This is a genomic window from Undibacterium sp. RuRC25W (assembly GCF_049339825.1).
Lineage (GTDB): Bacteria > Pseudomonadota > Gammaproteobacteria > Burkholderiales > Burkholderiaceae_D > Undibacterium.
Window position 1 is genome coordinate 13,551 of sequence record NZ_JBMPPD010000041.1, and the last position, 21,827, is coordinate 35,377.

At 46.4% G+C, this 21,827-nt stretch carries 20 protein-coding genes and 1 tRNA gene; 13 read left to right on the forward strand and 8 right to left on the reverse strand.

Annotated elements, in window-relative coordinates:
- Window positions 1-4: 4 nt before the first annotated feature.
- Window positions 5-1,267 (reverse strand): lysophospholipid transporter LplT, encoded by a 1,263-nt coding sequence (gene lplT, locus ACO0KV_RS16100; RefSeq protein WP_423043822.1) that lies wholly within the window; start codon window positions 1,265-1,267, stop codon window positions 5-7.
- A 136-nt stretch (window positions 1,268-1,403) separates the two neighbouring features.
- Between lplT and radA the strand changes: the two genes are divergently transcribed.
- Complete coding sequence (radA, locus tag ACO0KV_RS16105) at window positions 1,404-2,783, forward strand: DNA repair protein RadA (RefSeq protein WP_423043824.1); 1,380 nt, start codon at window positions 1,404-1,406, stop codon at window positions 2,781-2,783.
- Between the two features lie 40 nt (window positions 2,784-2,823).
- Here radA and hpnE read toward each other — a convergent pair whose 3' ends face one another.
- Both hpnE and hpnD read right to left on the reverse strand, forming a co-directional pair.
- The gene (gene hpnE / locus ACO0KV_RS16110; RefSeq protein ID WP_423043826.1) at window positions 2,824-4,176 is read right to left on the reverse strand and encodes a hydroxysqualene dehydroxylase HpnE; all 1,353 of its coding nucleotides are present in this window, start codon (window positions 4,174-4,176) and stop codon (window positions 2,824-2,826) included.
- Window positions 4,169-5,002: a presqualene diphosphate synthase HpnD gene (gene hpnD / locus ACO0KV_RS16115; protein WP_423043828.1), complete on the reverse strand. Its 834-nt coding sequence runs from the start codon at window positions 5,000-5,002 to the stop codon at window positions 4,169-4,171. Before hpnD ends, hpnE begins: the two co-directional genes overlap by 8 nt.
- A gap of 235 nt (window positions 5,003-5,237) precedes the next feature.
- Between hpnD and ACO0KV_RS16120 the strand changes: the two genes are divergently transcribed.
- Window positions 5,238-6,146, forward strand: coding sequence for a hypothetical protein (locus ACO0KV_RS16120; protein ID WP_423043830.1), 909 nt, complete (start codon window positions 5,238-5,240; stop codon window positions 6,144-6,146).
- A 90-nt stretch (window positions 6,147-6,236) separates the two neighbouring features.
- On the opposite strand, the gene ACO0KV_RS16125 is transcribed toward ACO0KV_RS16120, so the two are convergent.
- The 3 genes from ACO0KV_RS16125 to hpnC form a co-directional block, all read right to left on the reverse strand.
- Window positions 6,237-6,941: a M24 family metallopeptidase gene (locus tag ACO0KV_RS16125; RefSeq protein WP_423043832.1), complete on the reverse strand. Its 705-nt coding sequence runs from the start codon at window positions 6,939-6,941 to the stop codon at window positions 6,237-6,239.
- A gap of 35 nt (window positions 6,942-6,976) precedes the next feature.
- Window positions 6,977-7,156, reverse strand: a complete 180-nt coding sequence (locus ACO0KV_RS16130) for a hypothetical protein (protein WP_423043834.1) — start codon at window positions 7,154-7,156, stop codon at window positions 6,977-6,979.
- Between the two features lie 226 nt (window positions 7,157-7,382).
- The gene (gene hpnC, locus ACO0KV_RS16135) at window positions 7,383-8,192 is read right to left on the reverse strand and encodes a squalene synthase HpnC (RefSeq protein WP_423043836.1); all 810 of its coding nucleotides are present in this window, start codon (window positions 8,190-8,192) and stop codon (window positions 7,383-7,385) included.
- Window positions 8,193-8,347: 155 nt separating this feature from the next.
- On the opposite strand from hpnC, the gene ACO0KV_RS16140 reads away from it, so the two are divergent.
- From ACO0KV_RS16140 to lon, 7 genes are all read left to right on the forward strand, one after another.
- Entirely contained in the window at window positions 8,348-9,526 is a 1,179-nt protein-coding gene (locus ACO0KV_RS16140) for an efflux RND transporter periplasmic adaptor subunit (RefSeq protein ID WP_423043838.1), read from the forward strand.
- A complete protein-coding gene (locus tag ACO0KV_RS16145) occupies window positions 9,523-12,642 on the forward strand; it encodes an efflux RND transporter permease subunit (RefSeq protein ID WP_423043840.1) in 3,120 nt (1,039 codons plus the stop codon). The genes ACO0KV_RS16140 and ACO0KV_RS16145 overlap by 4 nt, the downstream gene beginning before the upstream one ends.
- Before the next feature lie 312 nt (window positions 12,643-12,954).
- Window positions 12,955-13,041 (forward strand) — tRNA-Leu (locus ACO0KV_RS16150).
- A 28-nt stretch (window positions 13,042-13,069) separates the two neighbouring features.
- The gene (tig, locus tag ACO0KV_RS16155; protein WP_423043841.1) at window positions 13,070-14,419 is read left to right on the forward strand and encodes a trigger factor; all 1,350 of its coding nucleotides are present in this window, start codon (window positions 13,070-13,072) and stop codon (window positions 14,417-14,419) included.
- Window positions 14,420-14,439: 20 nt separating this feature from the next.
- A complete protein-coding gene (gene clpP / locus ACO0KV_RS16160) occupies window positions 14,440-15,066 on the forward strand; it encodes an ATP-dependent Clp endopeptidase proteolytic subunit ClpP (RefSeq protein WP_423043843.1) in 627 nt (208 codons plus the stop codon).
- Window positions 15,067-15,240: 174 nt separating this feature from the next.
- On the forward strand, window positions 15,241-16,506 hold the full coding sequence (gene clpX, locus ACO0KV_RS16165; RefSeq protein WP_423043845.1) for an ATP-dependent Clp protease ATP-binding subunit ClpX: 1,266 nt from the start codon (window positions 15,241-15,243) through the stop codon (window positions 16,504-16,506).
- A gap of 239 nt (window positions 16,507-16,745) precedes the next feature.
- Window positions 16,746-19,151, forward strand: a complete 2,406-nt coding sequence (gene lon, locus ACO0KV_RS16170) for an endopeptidase La (protein ID WP_423043847.1) — start codon at window positions 16,746-16,748, stop codon at window positions 19,149-19,151.
- 152 nt (window positions 19,152-19,303) lie between these two features.
- Here lon and lexA read toward each other — a convergent pair whose 3' ends face one another.
- Complete coding sequence (lexA, locus tag ACO0KV_RS16175; RefSeq protein ID WP_423043849.1) at window positions 19,304-19,960, reverse strand: transcriptional repressor LexA; 657 nt, start codon at window positions 19,958-19,960, stop codon at window positions 19,304-19,306.
- A 232-nt stretch (window positions 19,961-20,192) separates the two neighbouring features.
- Between lexA and rpsF the strand changes: the two genes are divergently transcribed.
- Genes rpsF through rplI form a run of 4 tightly spaced genes read left to right on the forward strand, consistent with a single transcriptional unit; the run spans window position 20,193 to window position 21,665 of the window.
- Window positions 20,193-20,561 carry a 30S ribosomal protein S6 gene (gene rpsF / locus ACO0KV_RS16180; RefSeq protein WP_423043851.1) on the forward strand — a complete coding sequence of 123 codons (369 nt, stop codon included), beginning with the start codon at window positions 20,193-20,195 and terminating at the stop codon, window positions 20,559-20,561.
- 31 nt (window positions 20,562-20,592) lie between these two features.
- Window positions 20,593-20,892 carry a primosomal replication protein N gene (gene priB / locus ACO0KV_RS16185; protein ID WP_423043853.1) on the forward strand — a complete coding sequence of 100 codons (300 nt, stop codon included), beginning with the start codon at window positions 20,593-20,595 and terminating at the stop codon, window positions 20,890-20,892.
- Between the two features lie 9 nt (window positions 20,893-20,901).
- Window positions 20,902-21,186: a 30S ribosomal protein S18 gene (rpsR, locus tag ACO0KV_RS16190; RefSeq protein ID WP_110252960.1), complete on the forward strand. Its 285-nt coding sequence runs from the start codon at window positions 20,902-20,904 to the stop codon at window positions 21,184-21,186.
- Between the two features lie 26 nt (window positions 21,187-21,212).
- Window positions 21,213-21,665, forward strand: coding sequence for a 50S ribosomal protein L9 (gene rplI, locus ACO0KV_RS16195; protein WP_423043855.1), 453 nt, complete (start codon window positions 21,213-21,215; stop codon window positions 21,663-21,665).
- Between the two features lie 69 nt (window positions 21,666-21,734).
- Here the strand turns inward: rplI and ACO0KV_RS16200 are convergent.
- A partial coding sequence (locus ACO0KV_RS16200) for an IS3 family transposase (RefSeq protein WP_423039490.1) occupies window positions 21,735-21,827 on the reverse strand: 93 nt, incomplete at its 5' end.

The following is a 21,827-nucleotide window of genomic DNA, read 5'->3' on the forward strand; positions in this document are numbered from 1 at the left end:
TTGCCTAGTGCTTATGCTCGCCAATGAGTGCCAATGAATCGTGCTCACGCTGATTTGCCTGATGTTTTTTCATCACCATGAACATCGTACTCATCACAAATCCACCAAATAATACAATCACAATCTGTATGTTGAGGTTGAGCGAAACCATAATCGCGTAGACTGTCAACATCGTCAGAACGGATAAGTTCTCATTGAAATTTTGCACTGCAATGGAGTGCCCCGCACTCATCAGAACATGGCCCCGATGTTGCAATAAGGCATTCATCGGAACAACAAAAAATCCAGACAGAGCGCCGATTAAAATAAGCAGAGGGTAAGCAACTTCTTTGCTGTGCACAAAAATCATCGTGATCACGACGCCACCCATAGCAACGCCCATAGGCATTACCGACAGAGATTTTTTTAAAGGGATAAATTTTGCTGCGGCACATGCACCAAGTGCAACGCCAACGGCAACGATGCCTTGTAATATCGCTGCTTGGTTGAGCGGCATATGCAGTGATGATTCGGCCCATTTCAGAACGATAAATTGCAGCGTGGCACCTGCGCCCCAAAACAGGGTGGTGACCGCGAGTGATATCTGTCCCAACTTATCCTGCCATAGTTTCACAAAACAATGAGAAAAGTCGATGATTAGTTGCCCTGGACGATGCTGCTGATGCTCGTACCGAGCGCCAGTATCAGGAATTCTCAAATTAAAGATGGCTGCGAATGCATAGAGAATGGTGATCACCGTCAGGGCTGCTTCAGTGCCTGTGTGTATCGGCAAGCCCATGACCGATGACTGAAGATGCAGAAGTGTTTCAGAGATATGCGGTGTAACGAGTGCGCCACCAAGTACCGTGCCAAGAATAATGGAAGTTACTGTGAGTCCTTCAATCCAGCCGTTGGCGGCGACAAGGTGCTCGGGTGGTAGAAGTTCTGTCAGAATGCCATACTTTGCTGGTGAATACGCTGCAGCGCCAAACCCCACGACAGCATAAGCAATGAGCGGATGAACATTGACAAACATCAGTGCACAACCGCCAACTTTAATCATATTGGTGATAAACATGACCTTGCCTTTAGGCAGAGAATCGGCGAAGGCACCTACAAACGCTGCAAGTAAGACATAGGACAATACAAAAAACAATTTCAGGAGCGGTGTCATCCAGCTCGGTGAGTTCATTGTTGCAAGTAAGGCCATCGAAGTGATGAGCAATGCGTTGTCGGCTAGCGATGAAAAAAACTGTGCCGCCATAATCGTATAGAAACCGCGTTTCATGCTGATGATTTGCCTAATACAAAGTGTTATCGGAGAGCTTTATACCATGAAAAGCTGAAATTACATGCGAATTAACGCAAGCTTCTGCGTGAATACTGAGTAAAATACCAGTGTTTACCTGGTTTTTGGAAAAAAGATGGCGAAAGCAAAAACAAATTACACCTGCACTGAATGTGGCGGCATTGTTAATAAATGGGCGGGACAATGCCCTTCTTGTGGGCAATGGAACACTCTAGTCGAGACGATCGTCGAAGCGGCAGGCAATCGTTTTTCCGGAAAGCATCAAAGTTTGGCGCAAACCGCGCCGGTCCTTAATCTCTCTGATATTGAGGCGTCGGATGTGCCTCGCTTTGGAACCGGTATTGAAGAGTTTGATCGTGTATTGGGTGGTGGTTTGGTGCCAGGTGGTGTAGTGTTGATTGGTGGTGATCCAGGTATTGGTAAGTCGACATTGTTATTGCAAGCGTTATCCAATCTTGCCAAGATAAAGAAAGTCCTCTACGTCAGTGGCGAAGAATCTGGTGCGCAGATTGCACTGCGTGCCAATCGCTTGGGACTTGATACCAAAGGATTGGCGTTGCAGGCTGAGATTCAGCTAGAGAAAATTCTCAATACCTTGTCTGAGCATAAGCCGCAAGTCGTCGTTATTGACTCGATTCAAACCATCTATTCGGATGCACTGAGCTCGGCGCCAGGTTCGGTGGCACAGGTCCGTGAATGTGCTGCGCAACTCACACGTGTTGCTAAGACGATGGATATCACTATGATCTTGGTCGGGCATGTGACCAAAGAGGGGGCATTGGCGGGTCCGCGTGTCCTCGAGCATATCGTTGATACGGTGCTGTACTTTGAAGGTGATACCCATTCAAGTTTCAGACTGGTGCGGGCGATTAAAAATCGTTTTGGTGCCGTTAATGAGTTGGGTGTGTTTGCGATGGGTGAACGTGGACTGCGTGGGGTGTCCAATCCTTCTGCTTTATTTCTATCGCAGCACGATGCGCAAGTCGCCGGATCGTGCGTTATGGTGACGCAGGAAGGGACTCGGCCATTGTTGGTCGAGATTCAGGCGTTGGTTGATAGTTCTCATGCACCCAATGCAAGGCGCCTATCAGTCGGCTTGGAGCAAAATCGTCTGGCGATGCTGCTCGCTGTGTTGCATCGGCACGCAGGTGTGGCTGCATTTGATCAGGATGTGTTTATCAATGCGGTAGGGGGCGTTAAAATTGCCGAGCCCGCAGCAGATTTGGCCGTACTGCTGGCGATTAACTCTTCGATGCGTAATAAACCGCTGCCTCGCAGTTTGGTCGTTTTTGGTGAGGTTGGTTTGGCAGGTGAAATTCGTCCCGCACCACGGGGGCAGGAGCGTTTAAAAGAAGCAGCTAAGTTAGGCTTTAAGATTGCAATGATCCCAAAAGCGAATGCACCCAAGCAGAAAATCGATGGGTTGACCATTATTGCGGTTGATCGAATTGATGAGGCAATGAGCAAGATTCGCGATGTCGATGACGCATCCTAATTAGTCTAATGCAACCCCAGTGCGGTAAATCTTCAATACTTTAGCGGAGTAAATCTGCGGCAGCCATACCGCTTCTGACGGCGCCTTCGATGGTTGCCGGATAGTCGCCTGCTGTGTAATCGCCGGCTAACACCAGATTTGTGTCAATGGTAGCATTTTGTGGCCTTTGCAGTCCTGGGGTGCAACTGAAGGTAGCTCTCTTCTCGGTAATAATCTGATGCCACACAGGTTGATTCAGTGCGGGGAGTTGCAGACTTTGTGCCAGCTGGTCTGCGATGGCCTGTGCTAACGCGGCATGGTCAAGGTCGCCAGATTCTTGTGGTGCACTGATGACTGCTGCTAATAATCCCGCCTGTTCCGAATGCAAGTGCCCTCGATCGAAGACATATTGCGCCCATTTATTCTGGCTTGGGTCATCAAGGAGCGCAAACATCGGTCGCGACAGACGTACAGATGCTGGATATTGCAAATAGCAAGTAGTGATAGCTTCAAATTCAAACGCCGGTATCACTGTATCGCTTTGCGCACTTTTTAACAGTCGCTTCGCATTGCTGCTGTTAGTTGCAATCACGATGCCATCGTAAGGTATCGACTGTGCGGTTAAAGCAGTCTCGTTTGTCAGTGTTAGCCGCCATTTTCCAGATTGCTGCGGATCTTTGCTAAGGCCGGTGACCGCGTTGCCGACAACAATGCTACCGCCCTTAGTTCGTATAAACGAGGCGGCCTGTTCCGGGAAAAGCGCAGAGAGATCGTGCTTTGGGATCAACATGTCAGATGCGGCACGACTGGCACCAAGGCTATCGCGCAGAACGTTCAGGAAAACCTGTGCCGAAGCACGTTCAGGTGGTGTGTTTAAAGCGGCAACGCACAACGGATTCCACATGAGCTTACATAAGCGTGCGGTCTGATCAAAACGTTGTAATAGCTCGCTGACACTACAGTCTTCGTATAATTTCCAGCCCATCCAGCGCGCCGTCGATGAAAAGCGTGCTAACGATAATTTATCCGCGCCGCTGAGTCCTTGTGCTTTGAGTAGCGCAAGGACTAAATGTAGCGGCGCTGGTACAAGCTTAGAGTGAGGCGCTGAAAACTGCATTCCATCTTCAGCAGGTGGATAAATCATTTGTAGTGGCAGTCGGAGAAACGCGTCGTCGATATCCATGCCAACAGCTCGCATCAGTTGCAGGCTTTGGCGGTAGGCCCCAAGTAAGATGTGTTGGCCGTTGTCGACATTGACCCCTTGTAGCGAAACCCGACGTGCGCGCCCTCCAAGGGTGCGTCCCGCCTCAAAGACGCTGACCTGATGCCCAAATTGAGTTAGTTGAGCGGCGGCGGCAAAGCCTGCCCAGCCACCGCCGATGACGGCAATGTGTTTTTGCGTCGATTTAACCACGTACGTAAGTTTTCCACGCGAGCCATAACTTACGTATCGGCGTGAGAGAGATGCGTTGATTCAGAACCTGAAACTTGTCACGCTGAATTTCTACCAATAAAGCCCGATAAATTGATGCCATGATCAGGCTCGTTCGTTGCGCGCGACGGTCTTCAGGGGGGAGTAGGGCGAACGCTTCGTCATACAACTTTTGCGTACGTTCATATTGAAATTGCATTAATGCTTCAAATTGCGGGCTATGCCGCGCATTGAGAATATCAGCCGCGGTGACTTTGAATTCTTGTAATTCATTGACGGGTAAGTAAATCCGCCCCTTTCGCGCATCTTCGCCAACGTCTCGGATGATGTTGGTCATTTGAAAAGCAAGCCCAAGCTTTTCGGCAAATATGCGTGTTTGCGGCTGGCTGATTCCAAAAATGCTTGCTGACAGAATTCCGACTACACCGGCTGCGTGCCAGCAATATTTTTGTAGTGCCGTAAAGTCCAGATAGCGCGTCTGGTTAAGATCCATTTCCATGCCGTCAATAATGGCCAGTAGATGTTCGCCTTGCAACTGGTAAGTTGCCATGTGCGGAAGCAATGCTTTGGTCACAGGGTGGGTAGGCTCGTTGTTCAGCATAGCTTGAATTTCTTTACGCCACCAAACTAATTTGGTACGGGCGAGCATGTCGTCGCTACTTTCATCGACGGCGTCGTCCACCTCGCGACAAAATGCATAAAGGGCAGTAATTGCTCTTCTTCTTTCTAGCGGTAAAAAGAGAAAGCTATAATAAAAACTGGAGCCGCTTTGGGCTGCTTTTTGCTGGCAATATTCGTCAGGAGACATGCTTTTTTATGTAAGTAATCGGCACAAAGCCAAGTAAAGTCGTTATGCTAGCAAACTTTGCGCAACTATGAATTACTTGCAACAAGCGATCTGTTGCAAGTATCGTAATGTAATCGGATCACAGAATTATGAATCCAAAATGCACTAGCTCGTATAATAGTGGGCGCATTATATTATTGCTCTATTAAAAAATGAGCTTGCTTTTGGTACAAAACTCTAAATTTGGACAAATATCTTGAATAAATCGAAAATTGCTGGAATTTTAGGTGGCGTTGCAATTGTTCTTGCTGGTTGTGGTGGCTTCGTCTACACGACGGTAGGTGGTACCGTTACAGGCTTGGGCACGACGGGCACCAACGTGTTGATAATGCAAAATGAAGGAAATTACAAGCAAACTCTCATTGCCGATGGCTCATTTTCATTTTCTGAGGCAAGTAATGCTCACTATGCCATTTCCGTTTATCAGCAACCGAGTTATGTCAATTGCTCCGTAGCCAACGGAACCGGAACGATGAATAGCTCGTCTGGTGTTGCAAACGTTAATGTTACCTGCGTTCCAAATGTTCCTGTGGGTGGGAAATTGAGTGGCCTTGCCGACGGTGGTAAATTGTATTTGATTGACAATATCACAAATGCTGCAGCGAACATTAACCTTAATGCTGACAATACAACCGCAGGTGCTATATCAAGCAACGGTGACTATACGCTGCCAACATGGGTTGTCAATGGTTACAATTACAACGTATCGGTTGCATTGCCTCCGCCGGGTCAATATTGCACTGTTGTGAATGGTGCTGGTGTTGCATCAAACTTAAACAATATATTGGTAAACGGCGTAGTGAAGGGCGTTGTTAATATTGACATCAATTGCACAGCCGCTGTTCCAGTAACTTTTACTGTAAGTGGATTAACTGCAGGAAATTCTTTAACTTTAACGAATACTTCCACGGCACGCGTTGATCCGTTAACTGTCACGACCATCGGTACGTATAACTTTTCTTGGAGCTTGTTGACTGGTATGCCTTATGCGGTAACTATCACGACGCAGCCAACAAACCAAACTTGCACCGTGCAGAATGGTACAGGAGTTATTAATTTGGCCAATCCAGCTGGCGCTGCAAACATTCTGGTCAATTGCGTGTAAGCTGATTTTTAATAAGAAAATAGGGCAGTTTGCTTAATGCAAATAGCCCTATTTTATTTTCAGACACATAGTCGCCGAGCTAAAGTCGTCTTAGAGCTCTTCCAGTGCACCTTGATGATTGAAATAGAAAATACCTTCGTGTTTGAAACCCCATTTGCCACCTTTTAGTCGAATAAAAGGTTCGAAACTGAAAAAAGGCACATCAATCAGGAGCGCGTCGTTATCGGATTCGATAAATTGTCTTTCGTCTCTGTTTGTTGCAATGCTGTGTCCGACGTTGCCACGATAATCCAAATTGACAAATCCACTTTGCCTGATGCGCATATTGGACCAGTTAAACAAATCTCCGAATGTTGTCTGTGGTCTCACGAGCTTCATCATTTGCTGATGCATTTGTTCTAGAAAACCCATGCCATTTTTGAATTCAAGCAAGGTTGGTGCTTCAGTTACTTTGCCATTTTCGATTGCAAATGAGCGGGCGCAATCTCCCCAGCAATAATCTTTCACTGGGCTTAAATCAATGGTGACTAGGTTGGATGCGCCGACACGTTCTTCCCGTGGCGCATAATCTTTACCTGAGATCGAAACGCAACTGCGTGATCCTAAAAGTACCAAGGCGGGGCAATTGTAATACCAAGTTTCTGTGTAGCCGTGTTCCGCGAGCAAATGTTGCGCTTTTTCAGTGATTGATTTTTCGGTGTCATTTGCTGTAATGAGTTCCCCCAGCCTGGCAAGAACCGATTTTGCGGCATTTTGCACCTCGCGATGCTGATCGATTTCCAGTGCGGTTGGCATGTGTTTGCTTAATTTAATTTCCGATGGGAAATTGGTTATTTGCTGCTGGTGACTGCGCTGACACCTGCTTTGGTAACATCAACAGCGGTTCCGACAACGGCGCTCCCAACATGAATGGTTGTCGATACAGCAGCATCAGCGATTGCTAATACCGTACAACCACTCAAGGATAGAATGCATAAGAGCAAAGACAATGGTTTTACGCAAATTCGCACGATGCTGTCCCGGTTAGATGTCAATGGATTTTTTAGCGGTGATCGACTTCTGTCGAGGATTGATGGCGCGAGAAGGCGCAAAAATCGATAATTCGTATTATGCTTCAATTTTTACTTTGATGTTGTTATCTTGTTTTGATTTGGATAAATTGCACTAATTTATCTGGTACCTTGCTGCGTAATTCGATCTCAGCAAGCTGAGGTTGATCTTCCCTGTGCATGCGGCTTACATCCACATTGCTCGCCACATTAATATCATCCAATCCCATTTTTTTAATGTGGGTCGTTGCTTGAAAACATCGCCTTGTACCTTATCTATTTTTTCTATAATTCTCAAGCCGCCTTGGATGACTAGGCGCAATTCCCAGTCAAAGCGCCATGGTAATTCCTTATGCAGGCTAGCTCCAGAAAGCATTAACGCGCGCGCGCGCTGGGACTGAAAGTGCATCAGCATAATCCAGTTGTCACTCCCTGTGACGCTTTCTAATAAGTTTTCCTGTACGTCGAATTTTCGCAGGTCTTCCAATGGTAGATAAATCCTGTCTTTTTTTAAATCAATGGCGATATCCTGCCAGAAATTGATGAGCTGTAATGCCGTACAAATTGCATCTGATTTTTGCAGATTAATGGTCGTTGCTTTGTCGTAAAGATGTAGCATTAGGCACCCAACTGGATTGGCTGACCGGCGGCAATAATCGACCAGCTCAAAGTAAGTCTTGTAGCGTGCGGTGGTAATGTCTTGTTTGAATGCGGAAAGTAGATCTCTAAAAGGTGATAGTGGTAAGTTGTGCTGCTCAATTGTTGTGGCAAGTGCTTGAAAGATAGGAGAAGCAGTTGGCTCGCCTTGCTCAATACGACGTAGCTCATCGTCGTAATCTTCTAGCGCGGTCAATCGCTCGACTGGTGTTGCAGTTCCTTCGTCGGCAAAATCATCCGCAGTGCGAGCGAAAATATAGATATTTTTGACTGCTTGTCTTAAATGGCGTGGAAGTAATAAAGATGCAACAGGGAAGTTTTCGTAGTGCTCTACCGACATAATTTGTTTTTAAGAATGTTAATGACTGAAAAGTCATTGGCAAAAAAAGAGTGCTTATCTATAATAACTAACCAATGAGTCAGTTATGTAAAGTTGCTGCGACTTTGTTTGTATCTGTCTGACTATTCGCAGCTAGCATATTAAAGGAAATATCCGTGTTAAAACCAGTTTCTACTAGCCTGATTCAGGCGAATTTCAGTGAGTCACGATGCGCTGTGATGCGAACGTTCGAGGCCGTCGTGGTAATTGCATTGCTTGCTACATTGGGTGCGTGCTCAAAGGTGGTAGAAAAATCGGACGATGTCAGACCTGTTCGTGCCATTGTTGTTAAGGGTGGAACTGCTGATGTTGCTCTTGAGCTTTCTGGCGAGGTCCGGCCGCGTATTGAGTCGCGTCTAGGCTTCCGAGTTGGTGGAAAAATTGTGAGCCGTAAAGTTGAGTTAGGTACGGTAGTCAAGCGCGGTCAGGTCCTGATGCAATTGGATCCGCAGGATCTAGCGTTGGCCCAAGCGCAAGCTAAAGCTGGGCTGGTCGCTGCGGAGAGTAACCGCGATCTGGCGCTGGCAGAACTGAAGCGCTATCAGGAGTTGCGTACAAAAAACTTCGTTGCAGCGACTGTGCTTGACACGAAAGATGTTGCATTTAAGGCTGCGCAATCAGGTTATGAGCAAGCCTTGGCTGCATACAAAAATCAAAGCAACCAGGCTAGCTATGCGAATCTGGAGTCGGATGTTGATGGGGTGGTTACCAGTGTTGATGCGGAAGTGGGACAGGTGGTCGCTGCTGGCACGCCGGTTATCCGTGTTGCACAAACCGGAGAGATGGATGTGGTGGTTGGTGTGCCTGAGAATAAAATTAACGTCATTCGACAGATGTCAGATATTAACGTTACTTTGTGGGCGCAGCCATCAAAGATTTTGTCCGCCAAATTGCGTGAACTGTCGCCGATTGCCGATCCTGTGACGAGGACGTACACAGCTAAAGTCATCCTGCCGTCGGATGCCTCGGACGTTCGTTTAGGTATGACTGCAAATGTCACTTTTATTGCACGCAATTCAAACGAAGTGATTAAGTTGCCGATGACGGCCTTATTGCAAAGTAAAACTGGTTCTTCGGTGTGGATTGTTAATCAGGGCGCGGTGCAGTTGGTTTCGGTACAAATTAGTGGCGCTTCAGGGGAGGATGTTTTAATTGCTGGTGGTGTTTCGAGCGGTCAGACGGTGGTAACGGCTGGTGTTAATTTTCTCAAGCAAGGTCAGAAGGTTGTTGTCCTCGGCGTAGATCAGGCGTTGAATGATGCTGTAAAGCCATCGGCGACTGGAGACGTTAAATGAGCGGAAAATCTGGTGGATTTAACTTATCGAAGTGGGCGCTGGAGCATATCCCATTGACGCGATACCTGATGGTGGCTTTGCTATTGGGTGGGATCTTTAGCTACGGTAACTTGGGGCAGGATGAGGATCCGCCATTCACTTTCCGGGCGATGGTTGTTAAGGCAATTTGGCCTGGGGCAACTGCATTGCAAATGGCGGATCAGGTCACTGATAAACTGGAAAAGAAACTTCAGGAAACACCCTACATCGACAAAATTCGAAGCTATTCAAAGCCCGGAGAGACATTGATTACGCTAGAGTTGAGGGAATCGACCCCGCCAAAAGAGGTGCAGCAAGCGTGGTATCAGGTTCGTAAGAAAATTGGTGACATGAGTAGTACGTTGCCACCAGGTGTTATTGGCCCAATATTTAATGATGAATTTGGCGATACATATGGTTCCATTTTTGCCCTATCCGGGGATGGTTTCACCTATGAGCAGGTCAGGGAATACGCTGACTTTGTTCGTCAGCAATTTCTGAGGATTCCTACGGTATCAAAGGTTGAATTGTTCGGTGTTCAGGACGAAAAGATCAATATCGAATTCTCGCAAAAAAAGTTCTCGCAATTAGGCATCTCTTTTGATGTGATTGTTTCGCAGATTAATTCGCAAAATGGAATCGAAGGTACAGGTAAATTAACAACGTCTTCGGCTGATTTGCAAGTAAGGGTTTCCGGGGCCTTGTTGAAGGTGAGGGATCTCGAAAACCTGCAGTTGCGTGCGAACGGTACCACTTTCCGTTTGGGTGATTTTGCGACCGTTAAGCGTGAATACCAAAATCCGCCGAAGGATAAAATGCGTTTTAACGGCAAAGAGGTTGTCGGACTTGGTATCTCCATGGAGAAAGGTGGCAATATCGTTGCAATGGGTAAAAACTTACAGTCAACGATTGCTGTTATCAAGCAGAAGTTACCCGTTGGTATACAGCTTGAGCAGGTCACCAATCAACCCGATGCGGTGAAAGCTTCCGTCGGTGAATTTATTCACACCTTAATCGAGGCCGTTGTCATTGTTCTTGCGGTCAGCTTCCTTGCGCTTGGCTTGCATACTAAACCGTTTCGTCTCGATGTTTGGCCTGGGTTGGTGGTGGGTTTGACGATTCCTTTGGTGTTGGCAATTACCTTCCTGTTTATGCGGATGTTTGACATCGACTTACATAAAATCTCGCTCGGAGCGCTGATTATCGCTCTTGGTTTGCTGGTAGATGATGCCATTATTGCGGTTGAGATGATGGTGCGAAAAATGGAGGAAGGTTTTTCGCGTTTTGATGCTGCCACCTTCGCCTATACCTCAACAGCCATGCCAATGTTGACGGGAACACTGATTACCGCGGCAGGATTTTTGCCGATTGGTTTAGCGAAATCAGCTGCGGGTGAATATACGTTTTCCATGTTTTCTGTCAATGCACTTGCATTGTTGATCTCTTGGTTTGCTGCAGTCTTGTTCACTCCTTATCTTGGATTTTTATTGTTGAAGGTTAAGCCGCACTCCTTAGGTGGAGAGGCGCATGAGTTGTTTGATTCACCGTTTTATAGTCGATTCCGGGCATTGGTCTCGTGGTGTGTGGAGTGGCGTAAGACGACCATTGTCATTACCTTGATTATTTTTGGTCTAGGTGTGTTTGGATTTAAATTTATTGAGCAGCAATTTTTTCCTGACTCCAGTCGGCCTGAGTTGATGGTTGAAATGTGGTTGCCGGAGGGATCTTCGTTTAGTGCAACCGAGGCGCAAGCAAAAAAATTTGAAGCCTTTATAAAAAAGCAGGATGGGGTGGAGAGTTACACGAGTTATGTTGGTAATGGTAGCCCTCGGTTCTATTTGCCGCTGGACCAGATTTTGCCGCAAACGAATGTGACGCAGATCGTTGTACTCGCAAAAGATTTGAAGGCAAGGGAGGTGCTCCGGTTAAAAATTGCACAACTATTCAAAGCGGATTTTCCAGAGGTGCGTGGTCGGGTGAAACTGTTGCCAAATGGGCCGCCGGTTCCCTATCCAGTGCAGTTCCGTGTTACTGGTCTGGAGGTGAATGGTGTGCGTGGAATTGCCGATCGGGTGAAGGAGGTGATGCGAGCTAATCCTAATACGTTAGGCGTCAACGACAACTGGAATGAGTCTATGAAAGTCGTGCGCATTGACCTCGATCAGGATAAATTGCGCGCGTTGGGTGTGACTTCGCAATCAGTAATGCGAGCAGCGAATACGATTCTAACTGGTACAACAGTAGGGCAGTTCCGTGACGGCAATAAATTAATTGATATGGTGGTGCGTCAGCCGATTGATGAGCGCTCGACAATTGAAGCGCTTGGTAATGCCAATATGCCGACTGCCAGTGGGAAATCTGTGCCGTTGTCCCAATTGGCAACAATTAAACTTGTCTGGGAGCCAGGTGTGGTGTGGCGTTACGGGCGTGAGTGGGCAATTACCGTGCAATCAGATGTTATTGATGGCATTCAAGGTCCAACGGTATCGAGTCAGATTATGCCAAAATTATCATCGATCATTGCGGCGTTACCGCCAGGCTACAAAGTTGAATTGGCAGGTGCTGCAGCAGATAGTGGAAAAGCGCAGGATTCAATTGCCGCAAATGTGCCGTTGGTCGTTTTCATTATTTTCACACTCCTGATGTTGCAACTGCATAGCTTTTCACGTGCGTTACTGGTATTTTTGACTGGGCCTTTGGGTGTGGCTGGGGCGGCGATGGCATTACTCATCTTGCAGCGCCCGTTTGGTTTTGTTGCTCAATTGGGGGTGATTGCACTTTTCGGGATGATCATTCGTAATTCTGTTATTTTGATTGACCAGATTGAGCACGATATTGAAGCGGGGGTTGATCCTTGGACGGCGGTCATTGAGTCTGCTGTAAGGCGATTCCGTCCAATCATATTAACCGCTGCAGCTGCGGTGCTAGCAATGATTCCTTTGTCCCGTTCTGTCTTTTGGGGGCCAATGGCGGTCGCGATTATGGGTGGTTTGATCATCGCAACCGGATTGACGTTGTTGTTTTTGCCAGCCTTGTACGCGGCGTGGTTTAAGGTTCGTAAGTCGAACTCACAAGCGACGACATCGCTGCCAATGTAGCTCGTGCAATGTAGTTCGTGGTAAATCGGTGAGATAGCGACCGTGATTTGATTGTAGTCACGGTCGTTGCGAGGTACCATATCGTGCCGTTGATATATAAAAATGAACTTAAAAGATTGATTTAGGAAAATTTTTGAGTATTTTTCTAAAAGCATAAAAAAAATAAGGCATACCGATTCAAAATCCAGTAGAATATCGGGCTGGAGTTGTAATGCCACATACATAAGTTTTGGGCGACGATAGATGTTCGGGTCGCCCTTTGCTTTTGTGACGGTCGTGTCGGATGTGTTCCGGTATGTACTTACTCATCCCGCGAGGATGGCGAAATTGGTAGACGCACCAGGTTTAGGTCCTGACGCCAGCAATGGTGTGGGGGTTCGAGTCCCCCTTCTCGCACCACAGAATTTTTACTATTTGGACGATTTTCATGGCAACTGCAGTCGAAACTTTAGATAAATTGGAGCGCCGCCTCACGATTTCCTTTCCAATCGCTGATGTGAAATCAGAGGTTGAAAAGCGTTTGAAGGTGCGTGCACGTACAGCAAAAGCTCCTGGCTTCCGCCCAGGCAAAGTGCCAATGAAGATGGTTGCTGCGCAACACGGCTATCAAGTCGAAAACGAAGTGTTGAACGACAAAGTTGGTCAGGCATTTGCTGCTGCGGCTAACGAAAATAGCCTGCGCGTTGCTGGTTATCCAAGCATTGAGCCAAGTACAGCAGAAGGTGTTGCTGAAGGTACATTGGCTTTTAATGCTACTTTTGAAGTCTATCCAGAGATCGTTGTTGGCGATTTGTCTGCTGCTGAAGTTGAGCAGGTGAAGTCTGAAGTCTCTGACGTTGAAATCGACAAAACAATCGATATCCTGCGTAAGCAGCGCGTACACTTCCACGTTAAAGGTGAAGAGGGTGCGCACGGCAATGGTGGTGCAGATCAGACTGCTCAAAGTGGTGATCGTGCAACCGTTGATTTCGTTGGTAAGATTGATGGCGTTGAGTTTGCTGGCGGTAAAGCAGAAGGTTTTGCTTTTGTATTGGGCGAAGGTCGTATGTTGCCTGAATTTGAGGCTGCAACAATTGGTCTCAAAGCTGGCGAATCTAAAACATTTCCATTGGCATTCCCAGAAGACTACCATGGTAAAGACGTTGCTGGCAAAACAGCTGAATTCACAATCACATTGACTAAGTTAGAGTGGGCGCATTTGCCTGAAGTCGATGCCGAGTTCGCAAAGATGCTCGGCGTTGAAGATGGTGATCTGGTTAAAATGCGTGGTGACATCAAAGAAAACCTCGAACGTGAAGTAAAAGGTCGCGTTAAAGCTAAAACTAAAGAAAGCGTCATGGACGCATTGGTAAAAGCGGTCGTATTCGATGTTCCAAAGACACTCGTTGCTCAGGACGGTGAACGTTTGGCTGAAATGACACGCCAAGATATGGCACAGCGCGGAATGAATGTGAAAGACGTTCCATTCCCAACTGAACTTTTTGCTGCGCAAGCTGAGCGTCGCGTACGTCTTGGTTTGATCCTTGCTGAGTTGGTAAAAGCTAATAACCTGCAAGCAACTGCTGATCAAATCAAAGCGCAAGTTGAAGATTTTGCTCAAAGTTACGAAGATCCTCAACAAGTAGTAAAATACTACTATAGTGATCGTAATCGTCTGGCAGAGGTTGAAGCCCTTGTTTTAGAAGAAAACGTCGTTAACTATGTGTTAGGTAAGGCAAAAGTGTCAGACAAAGTTCTGCCATTTGACGAGTTAATGGGTAACAACGCACAAGCGTAAGTTTGAAAAAAGGAAAACACATGACAGGCATCATCCGTAATTCGGCGTTGGATACTAATATGCTGGGCATGGTGCCTATGGTGGTAGAGCAGAGTGGGCGCGGAGAACGTTCTTACGATATCTATTCCCGTCTGCTTAAAGAGCGTGTGATTTTCTTGGTTGGCCCCGTTAATGATCAGACTGCCAATTTGGTCGTCGCTCAGTTGCTGTTTTTAGAGAGCGAAAATCCAGACAAAGATATTTCTTTGTACATTAATTCCCCTGGTGGCTCAGTTTCTGCTGGTATGGCAATTTATGACACGATGCAGTTTATCAAGCCAGATGTATCGACATTGTGTACTGGCATGGCTGCATCTATGGGAGCGTTTTTGTTGGCGTCGGGTGCAAAAGGTAAGCGTTTCTCGTTGCCAAACTCACGTGTCATGATCCACCAGCCTTTGGGTGGCGCACAAGGTCAGGCATCAGATATTGAGATTCAAGCGCGTGAAATTTTGTATTTGCGTGAACGTCTAAATGGAATTCTGGCTGAAAAGACAGGGCGGAGCCTTGATCAGATAGCAAAAGATACTGATCGCGATAATTTTATGTCAGCTGACGCTGCAGTTGAGTATGGTTTGATTGATAAGGTGCTGACTCATCGCGCTTAAACGTTCAGAATCGGATGAACGCCCGCTCCTAAAAAGGTCGGGCGTTTTTTTATTCAGTATTATAGATCTTGGAATATAGTGCAAACTGAGAGCACGCAATGACGAAAACTGTTTTTGCGGGTAATATGCTTTTAATTCCTACCTAATTAATTTTGTTTTTTTCATATTCGTACTATGCCCGATAAAAAATCCTCCAGTGGTGAAAAGCTGCTCTATTGCTCATTCTGTGGCAAGAGTCAACATGAGGTTAAAAAACTGATTGCTGGGCCTTCGGTCTTTATATGCGACGAATGTATCGACTTGTGCAATGACATTATTCGTGATGAAGTGTCTGAAATCGATAATATTGCCAGCGCAAAAACTGAACTGCCTACTCCGCAAGAAATTACTGACCTGCTTGATCAGTATGTGATTGGTCAGGTGAATGCAAAGCGCATTCTTTCGGTGGCGGTGTATAACCACTACAAGCGCTTGAAGCATTTGGGTAAAAAAGATGATGTCGAATTGGCCAAGAGTAATATCTTGCTGGTTGGACCGACGGGTTCGGGTAAAACTTTACTTGCGCAAACACTGGCTAGAATGCTCAATGTGCCGTTTGTAATTGCCGATGCTACAACATTAACTGAGGCTGGTTATGTTGGTGAGGACGTTGAAAACATTATTCAAAAGTTGCTGCAAAACTGCAATTATGAAGTTGAGCGCGCGCAAAAAGGGATTGTTTATATCGATGAGATCGACAAGATTTCACGTAAATCTGATAATCCTTCAATTACCCGCGATGTTTCTGGAGAAGGTGTTCAGCAAGCGTTGTTGAAACTCGTTGAGGGTACGATGGCGTCTGTGCCTCCACAAGGTGGCCGCAAGCATCCAAATCAGGACTTCATACAAATTGACACGACAAACATCATGTTTATCTGCGGCGGCGCGTTTGATGGCTTGGCCAAGATTATCGCAGATCGTTCCGAGAAAAGTAGTATCGGGTTTTCAGCGAGCGTGAAGAGTCAGACTGAGAAAAGCGCTAGTGAAGTCATGCAGGATGCGGAGCCGCAGGATTTGATTAAATTTGGTCTGATTCCAGAGTTGGTCGGTCGTTTGCCAGTGATCGCGACGTTGAATGAGTTGGACGAAGCTGCGTTAATTCAGATTCTTGTTGAGCCAAAAAATGCACTCATCAAGCAATATGCAAAATTGCTTGAAATGGAAGGCACTGAGCTAGAAATTCGTCCTGCTGCATTGCAAGCGATTGCGAAAAAGGCGATTGCGCGTAAAACAGGTGCCCGTGGCCTGCGTTCTATCCTTGAACATGCGCTGCTTGATGTGATGTATGACTTGCCAAGTCATCAAAATGTTGAGAAGGTTGTCATTGATGAGGGGACCATCATAAGCGGCGCTAAGCCTTTGTTGATTTACCAAGATCAGCCAAAAGTATCGGGCGCATAAGCCCTATTGCTTTTGCAATGCGTCGTTGGAAAAAGGGGATTTGTCCCCTTTTTTTTATAGGTATTGTGTGATTTTTTTTGAATCGCAGTAAAATAAAGACAAATAATTCACAGCTTCAATCGCAAAGCTACCCGGAGATACACTCTGAGTGGCTTTTTTTTATTGTTTTTTTTAATGATGGGCTTGTGTTTTAGCCTTGTGCGCCAACATTAACAACTAGTATTTACGAAAGGTGCGCCATGACGACTACTCTGAATTCCGAGCAAATCCAACTGCCTCTGCTGCCGTTGCGTGATGTGGTTGTATTCCCCCATATGGTTATTCCGCTGTTTGTCGGACGTCCAAAGTCAATTAAGGCCTTGGAAGCAGCAATGGATCAAGGAAAAAGTATTATGCTCGCTGCTCAAAAAGCAGCAGCAAAAGATGAACCGTCGGCTGATGATATTTATGAAATTGGCTGCGTCGCTAACATCTTGCAAATGTTGAAGTTGCCAGATGGCACGGTCAAAGTCTTGGTGGAAGGGGCGCAACGTGCCCGTATTCATAAGATCCATGATTCAGAATCTCACTTTACTGCGGATTTGACGCCCGTTGCAGCTGTGGAAGAGGATGACTCTGAAGTGGAAGCGATGCGCCGAGCGATCGTTCAGCAGTTCGATCAATATGTGAAGTTAAACAAAAAGATTCCTCCAGAAATTCTTGCATCACTGTCGGGTATCGATGACGCTGGTCGCCTGGCGGATACAATCGCTGCGCACTTGCCACTCAAGCTCGAGCAAAAACAAGTCATCTTGGAAATCTTCAGTGTCGCTAAGCGTCTTGAGCATTTGCTCGGTCAGCTTGAAGGTGAGTTGGATATTTTGCAGGTAGAGAAACGCATCCGCGGGCGCGTGAAGCGTCAGATGGAAAAATCTCAACGCGAGTACTACCTCAATGAGCAAGTGAAGGCAATTCAGAAAGAATTAGGCGAGGGTGAAGAGGGGGCGGATATTGATGAGCTTGAGAAAAAGATCATCGCAGCCAAAATGCCTAAAGAAGCTCGTGACAAGGCGCTCAATGAGCTTAAAAAGCTGAAAATGATGTCCCCAATGTCTGCAGAAGCGACCGTGGTGAGAAATTATATCGACACGATCGTAAGTTTGCCTTGGAAGAAAAAATCCAAAGTCAATAATGACCTGACGAATGCTGAAAAGGTGCTTGAAGATGAGCACTATGGCTTAGATAAGGTGAAAGAGCGCATTCTTGAGTATCTTGCAGTTCAACAGCGTGTAGACAAGCTCAAGGCGCCAATTTTGTGCTTGGTTGGGCCTCCTGGTGTGGGTAAAACCTCACTCGGTCAATCCATTGCCCGTGCAACAAACCGTAAGTTTGTGCGTATGGCCTTGGGTGGTGTGCGTGATGAGGCAGAGATTCGCGGTCATCGTCGTACTTATATCGGTTCCATGCCAGGTAAAATTTTGCAGAGCTTGGCGAAAGTTGGTGTTCGCAATCCACTGTTCTTGTTGGACGAAGTGGATAAAATGGGTGCCGACTTCCGCGGCGATCCGTCGTCAGCATTGCTTGAGGTGCTTGATCCCGAACAAAACCATACGTTCTCTGATCATTACATCGAAGTGGATTTTGATTTGTCGGATGTGATGTTTGTTGCGACTTCCAACTCCTACAATATTCCAGCTGCTTTGTTGGATCGTATGGAAGTGATTCGTTTGTCCGGCTATACCGAGGATGAAAAAACAAGTATTGCGCAACGTTACTTATTGCAAAAGCAAATCAAGAATAACGGTTTGCAAGAGTCCGAAATTACCGTGGCTGAAAGTGCTATCCGCGACATCATTCGTTATTACACGAGAGAGGCGGGTGTCCGTTCACTTGAGCGCGAAATCTCCAAAATTTGCCGTAAAGTCGTGAAAATGCTTTTGCTCAAGAAGAATGAGAAAAAAGCGACAATCACGTCGAAGAATCTTGATAAATACCTAGGCGTACGTCGCTATGACTTTGGTGTTGCTGTCAAAGAAAATCAAATCGGCCAGGTCGTTGGTTTGGCTTGGACGGAAGTTGGTGGTGACCTCTTGACCATCGAGGCGGTAGCAATGCCTGGCAAAGGCGGAGTGATCCGTACGGGAACACTGGGCGACGTGATGAAGGAATCCATTGAGGCAGCGAGAACTGTGGTGCGTAGTCGTGCTAAGCGTCTTGGTATTAAAGCTGATGTGTTTGAGAAGAGTGATATTCACATTCACGTACCTGAAGGGGCGACGCCGAAAGATGGTCCGTCTGCTGGTATTGCGATGACGACTGCCTTAGTTTCTGTATTTACGGGTATTCCAGTCCGTGCTGATGTGGCGATGACTGGTGAGATTACGCTCCGCGGTGAAGTGTTGCCGATCGGTGGATTGAAAGAGAAGTTGCTCGCTGCTCATCGCGGTGGGATTAAGACTGTTCTGATTCCTGAGGAAAATGCAAAAGATCTGGCGGAAATTCCAGATAACGTCAAAAACAAGTTGGAAATTGTTCCTGTGCGCTGGATTGATAAAGTACTTGAGATTGCGTTGGAGCGTCAGCCAGAGCCTTTGGTTGAGCCTGAAGTTCCTGTTGCTGCTGCACCTGTTGATCCTGCGGTTGATTTGACTGTCGTAAAGCATTAAGTCAGAGAGTCCGTCATGCTGTGAAAAAAGCCCGATAGTTCGGGCTTTTTTTTATCAGTTCATCGGACTAAATGATTGTTTTGGGGGGGACGATTTTTTCTCTGTATTTCAAGAGGGGTATTGAGGTGAGGGGGGGGGCTGTGTTGATGGGCTTACACCCAGTTTCTCATTAGCCCTACAGCAAGACCTTCGAGATAAAAGTCCGCATCTTGGTCGTCCACCTTGATCGTCGAGTAATCAGGATTTTCGGCGATGAGCTCAATGTGATTGCCCGTTTTTTTATAGCGCTTAACGGTAACGTCATCACCAAGACGGGCGACAACGATCTGTCCATTGCGTGCGCTATCAGTTTTCTTTACTGCGAGCAAGTCACCATCTAGGATGCCCGCGTCGCGCATTGACATGCCGCGCACTTTTAGTAAGAAGTCTGGCTTGGCAGAAAATAAAGCGGGGTCGACCTGGTAGCTCGCCTCAATATGTTCGCTGGCGAGAATTGGGGAGCCTGCGGCAACCCGACCAATCAATGGAATGTTGAGTTGAACGCTGGCTGGATGGGGTGGATTAAAAGTTGAGCCGGTAATATGGCTTGATAACTCAGACTCCAATAGCCTGATGCCGCGCGATGTGCCAGCGGCAATTTCGATCACCCCTTTACGCGCGAGGGCCTGAAGGTGTTCCTCTGCTGCGTTTGTGGATCGAAACCCTAATTCTGTCGCAATCTCCGCCCTCGTTGGAGGGAAGCCTGTGTTTTGTATGGCATCTTTGATCAGATTTAAGATTTGTTCTTGACGTGTGGTGAGCTTCAGCATAAGCGAGCGGCGCCGAAAATAGCGCTGTATGTATAGACAGTCTGTATTTTTATACAGTGCAGCTGGATGTGCAAGGAAATTTTTAAAATATTACTTTTTTGCCGTCTTTGGTCATCTAGGTGCTTGTAGTAATTGAATAAAATGAGAAAGTGGGTTATTATCATCGGCTTTCCTCTTCCTGCACTCGTCTTGACGCCGAGGCAGGCTATTTTATTGTCCACAAGGAGAATATATGCGTCATTATGAAATCGTATTTATCGTACATCCCGATCAAAGCGAGCAAGTTCCTGCAATGATCGAACGTTACAAAGCTAGCGTTGTTGCACGTGGTGGTCAGGTTCATCGCGTCGAAGATTGGGGCCGTCGTCAATTGGCTTACATGATTCAAAAATTGGCTAAAGCACACTATGTTTGCTTAAACATTGAGTGCGATGCAGAAACATTGCTTGAGCTGGAAACAGCATTCAAATTCAATGATGCCGTTCTGCGTCACCTGACAGTCAAAATGAAAAAAGCTGAAACAGCTCCATCTCCAATGATGAAAGCAGTTCAGAAAGAAGACGCAGCGAAAGCACAACGCGTCGAAGCACCAGCTGCTTAATTTTGATTTGAAGAAGGTCGTCTAAAAAAGAGTGAACCAATTAAAGCTTGTGGCGCGCATTATTGAGAAGTCAGCATTGCGATATACGCCAGCTGGAGTGCCGATTGCAGCAGCAGTATTGATGCATAGGTCGTTGCAGCATGAAGCTAACATTGAACGAATAGTTGAGTTAGAGATGAATGCCCAGGCAGCTGGGAATATTTCAAGAGCATTTCATGACTTGCCGTTAGATGTCGAAATTGAATTCACTGGATTTTTAGCCCGCAGAAATCGCAACAGCAAAAGTCTCGTGTTTCACGTTAATGAAATCGGGACACATTTACTAGATTAGGAGCCTGACATGGCATTCGGTAAAAAATTTGATAAAAGCAAATTGAAGCAAAAGCGTCAACAACAAAATCCTTTGTTCAAACGCAAAAAATTCTGCCGCTTCACAGCAGCACATGTAGAAAAAGTTGATTACAAAGATATCGACACTTTGAAAGATTTCGTGCAAGAAAACGGCAAAATCATGCCAGCACGTTTGACTGGTACTAAAGCTTTGTACCAACGTCAAGTTGATACAGCGATCAAGCGCGCACGTTATTTAGCGTTGTTGCCTTACACTGATCTGCACACAGCGTAATTGACGACAAGTACTAGGAGAAAAATATGCAAGTTATTCTGATGGATAAAGTCGTTAATCTCGGCAACCTCGGTGATGTAGTTAAAGTGAAAGACGGTTACGCACGTAACTTTCTGATTCCACAACGCATGGCTCGCCGTGCAACTGCAGCAGCGATCGCTGAATTCGAAGCGAAACGCGCTGAGTTGGAAAAAGCAGCAGCAGCTAAATTGGCAGCAGCTCAAGCTCAAGGCGAAAAATTGGAAGGTTCTACCGTTCAAATTTCCCAAAAAGCTGGTGTTGATGGTCGTTTGTTTGGTTCTGTTACTAATTTTGACATCGCTGAAGCATTGGCTAAGCAAGGTGTTGCAGTTGAAAAATCGCAAGTTCGCTTGCCACAAGGTCCATTGAAGATTGTTGGCGAACACTCTGTTTCTGTTGCTTTGCATACAGACGTTGTTGTTAATGTAACAGTTTCCGTTGTTGGAGAGCAAGCTTAATAGGCTTCAGATTTGTTTAAAAAAAAGCCGGGTTCTGAACTGACCCCATTTAGTTGGACAGTTTAATTGCTATGCTACTAAGGGCTGATTTCTGTATTGCACAGGACTCAGCCCTTTTAATTTCATTTTGATGCGGTCATGATTATAGTATCGAATATAGGT

Coding starts and splice junctions, on each gene's coding strand:
- lplT (WP_423043822.1), bottom strand. CDS start 1,267: ATGAAACGCGGTTTCTATACGATTATGGCGGCACAGTTTTTTTCATCG.
- radA (WP_423043824.1), top strand. CDS start 1,404: ATGGCGAAAGCAAAAACAAATTACACCTGCACTGAATGTGGCGGCATT.
- hpnD (WP_423043828.1), bottom strand. CDS start 5,002: ATGTCTCCTGACGAATATTGCCAGCAAAAAGCAGCCCAAAGCGGCTCC.
- ACO0KV_RS16125 (WP_423043832.1), bottom strand. CDS start 6,941: ATGCCAACCGCACTGGAAATCGATCAGCATCGCGAGGTGCAAAATGCC.
- hpnC (WP_423043836.1), bottom strand. CDS start 8,192: ATGTCGGTAGAGCACTACGAAAACTTCCCTGTTGCATCTTTATTACTT.
- ACO0KV_RS16145 (WP_423043840.1), top strand. CDS start 9,523: ATGAGCGGAAAATCTGGTGGATTTAACTTATCGAAGTGGGCGCTGGAG.
- tig (WP_423043841.1), top strand. CDS start 13,070: ATGGCAACTGCAGTCGAAACTTTAGATAAATTGGAGCGCCGCCTCACG.
- clpP (WP_423043843.1), top strand. CDS start 14,440: ATGACAGGCATCATCCGTAATTCGGCGTTGGATACTAATATGCTGGGC.
- clpX (WP_423043845.1), top strand. CDS start 15,241: ATGCCCGATAAAAAATCCTCCAGTGGTGAAAAGCTGCTCTATTGCTCA.
- lon (WP_423043847.1), top strand. CDS start 16,746: ATGACGACTACTCTGAATTCCGAGCAAATCCAACTGCCTCTGCTGCCG.
- lexA (WP_423043849.1), bottom strand. CDS start 19,960: ATGCTGAAGCTCACCACACGTCAAGAACAAATCTTAAATCTGATCAAA.
- rpsF (WP_423043851.1), top strand. CDS start 20,193: ATGCGTCATTATGAAATCGTATTTATCGTACATCCCGATCAAAGCGAG.
- rpsR (WP_110252960.1), top strand. CDS start 20,902: ATGGCATTCGGTAAAAAATTTGATAAAAGCAAATTGAAGCAAAAGCGT.
- rplI (WP_423043855.1), top strand. CDS start 21,213: ATGCAAGTTATTCTGATGGATAAAGTCGTTAATCTCGGCAACCTCGGT.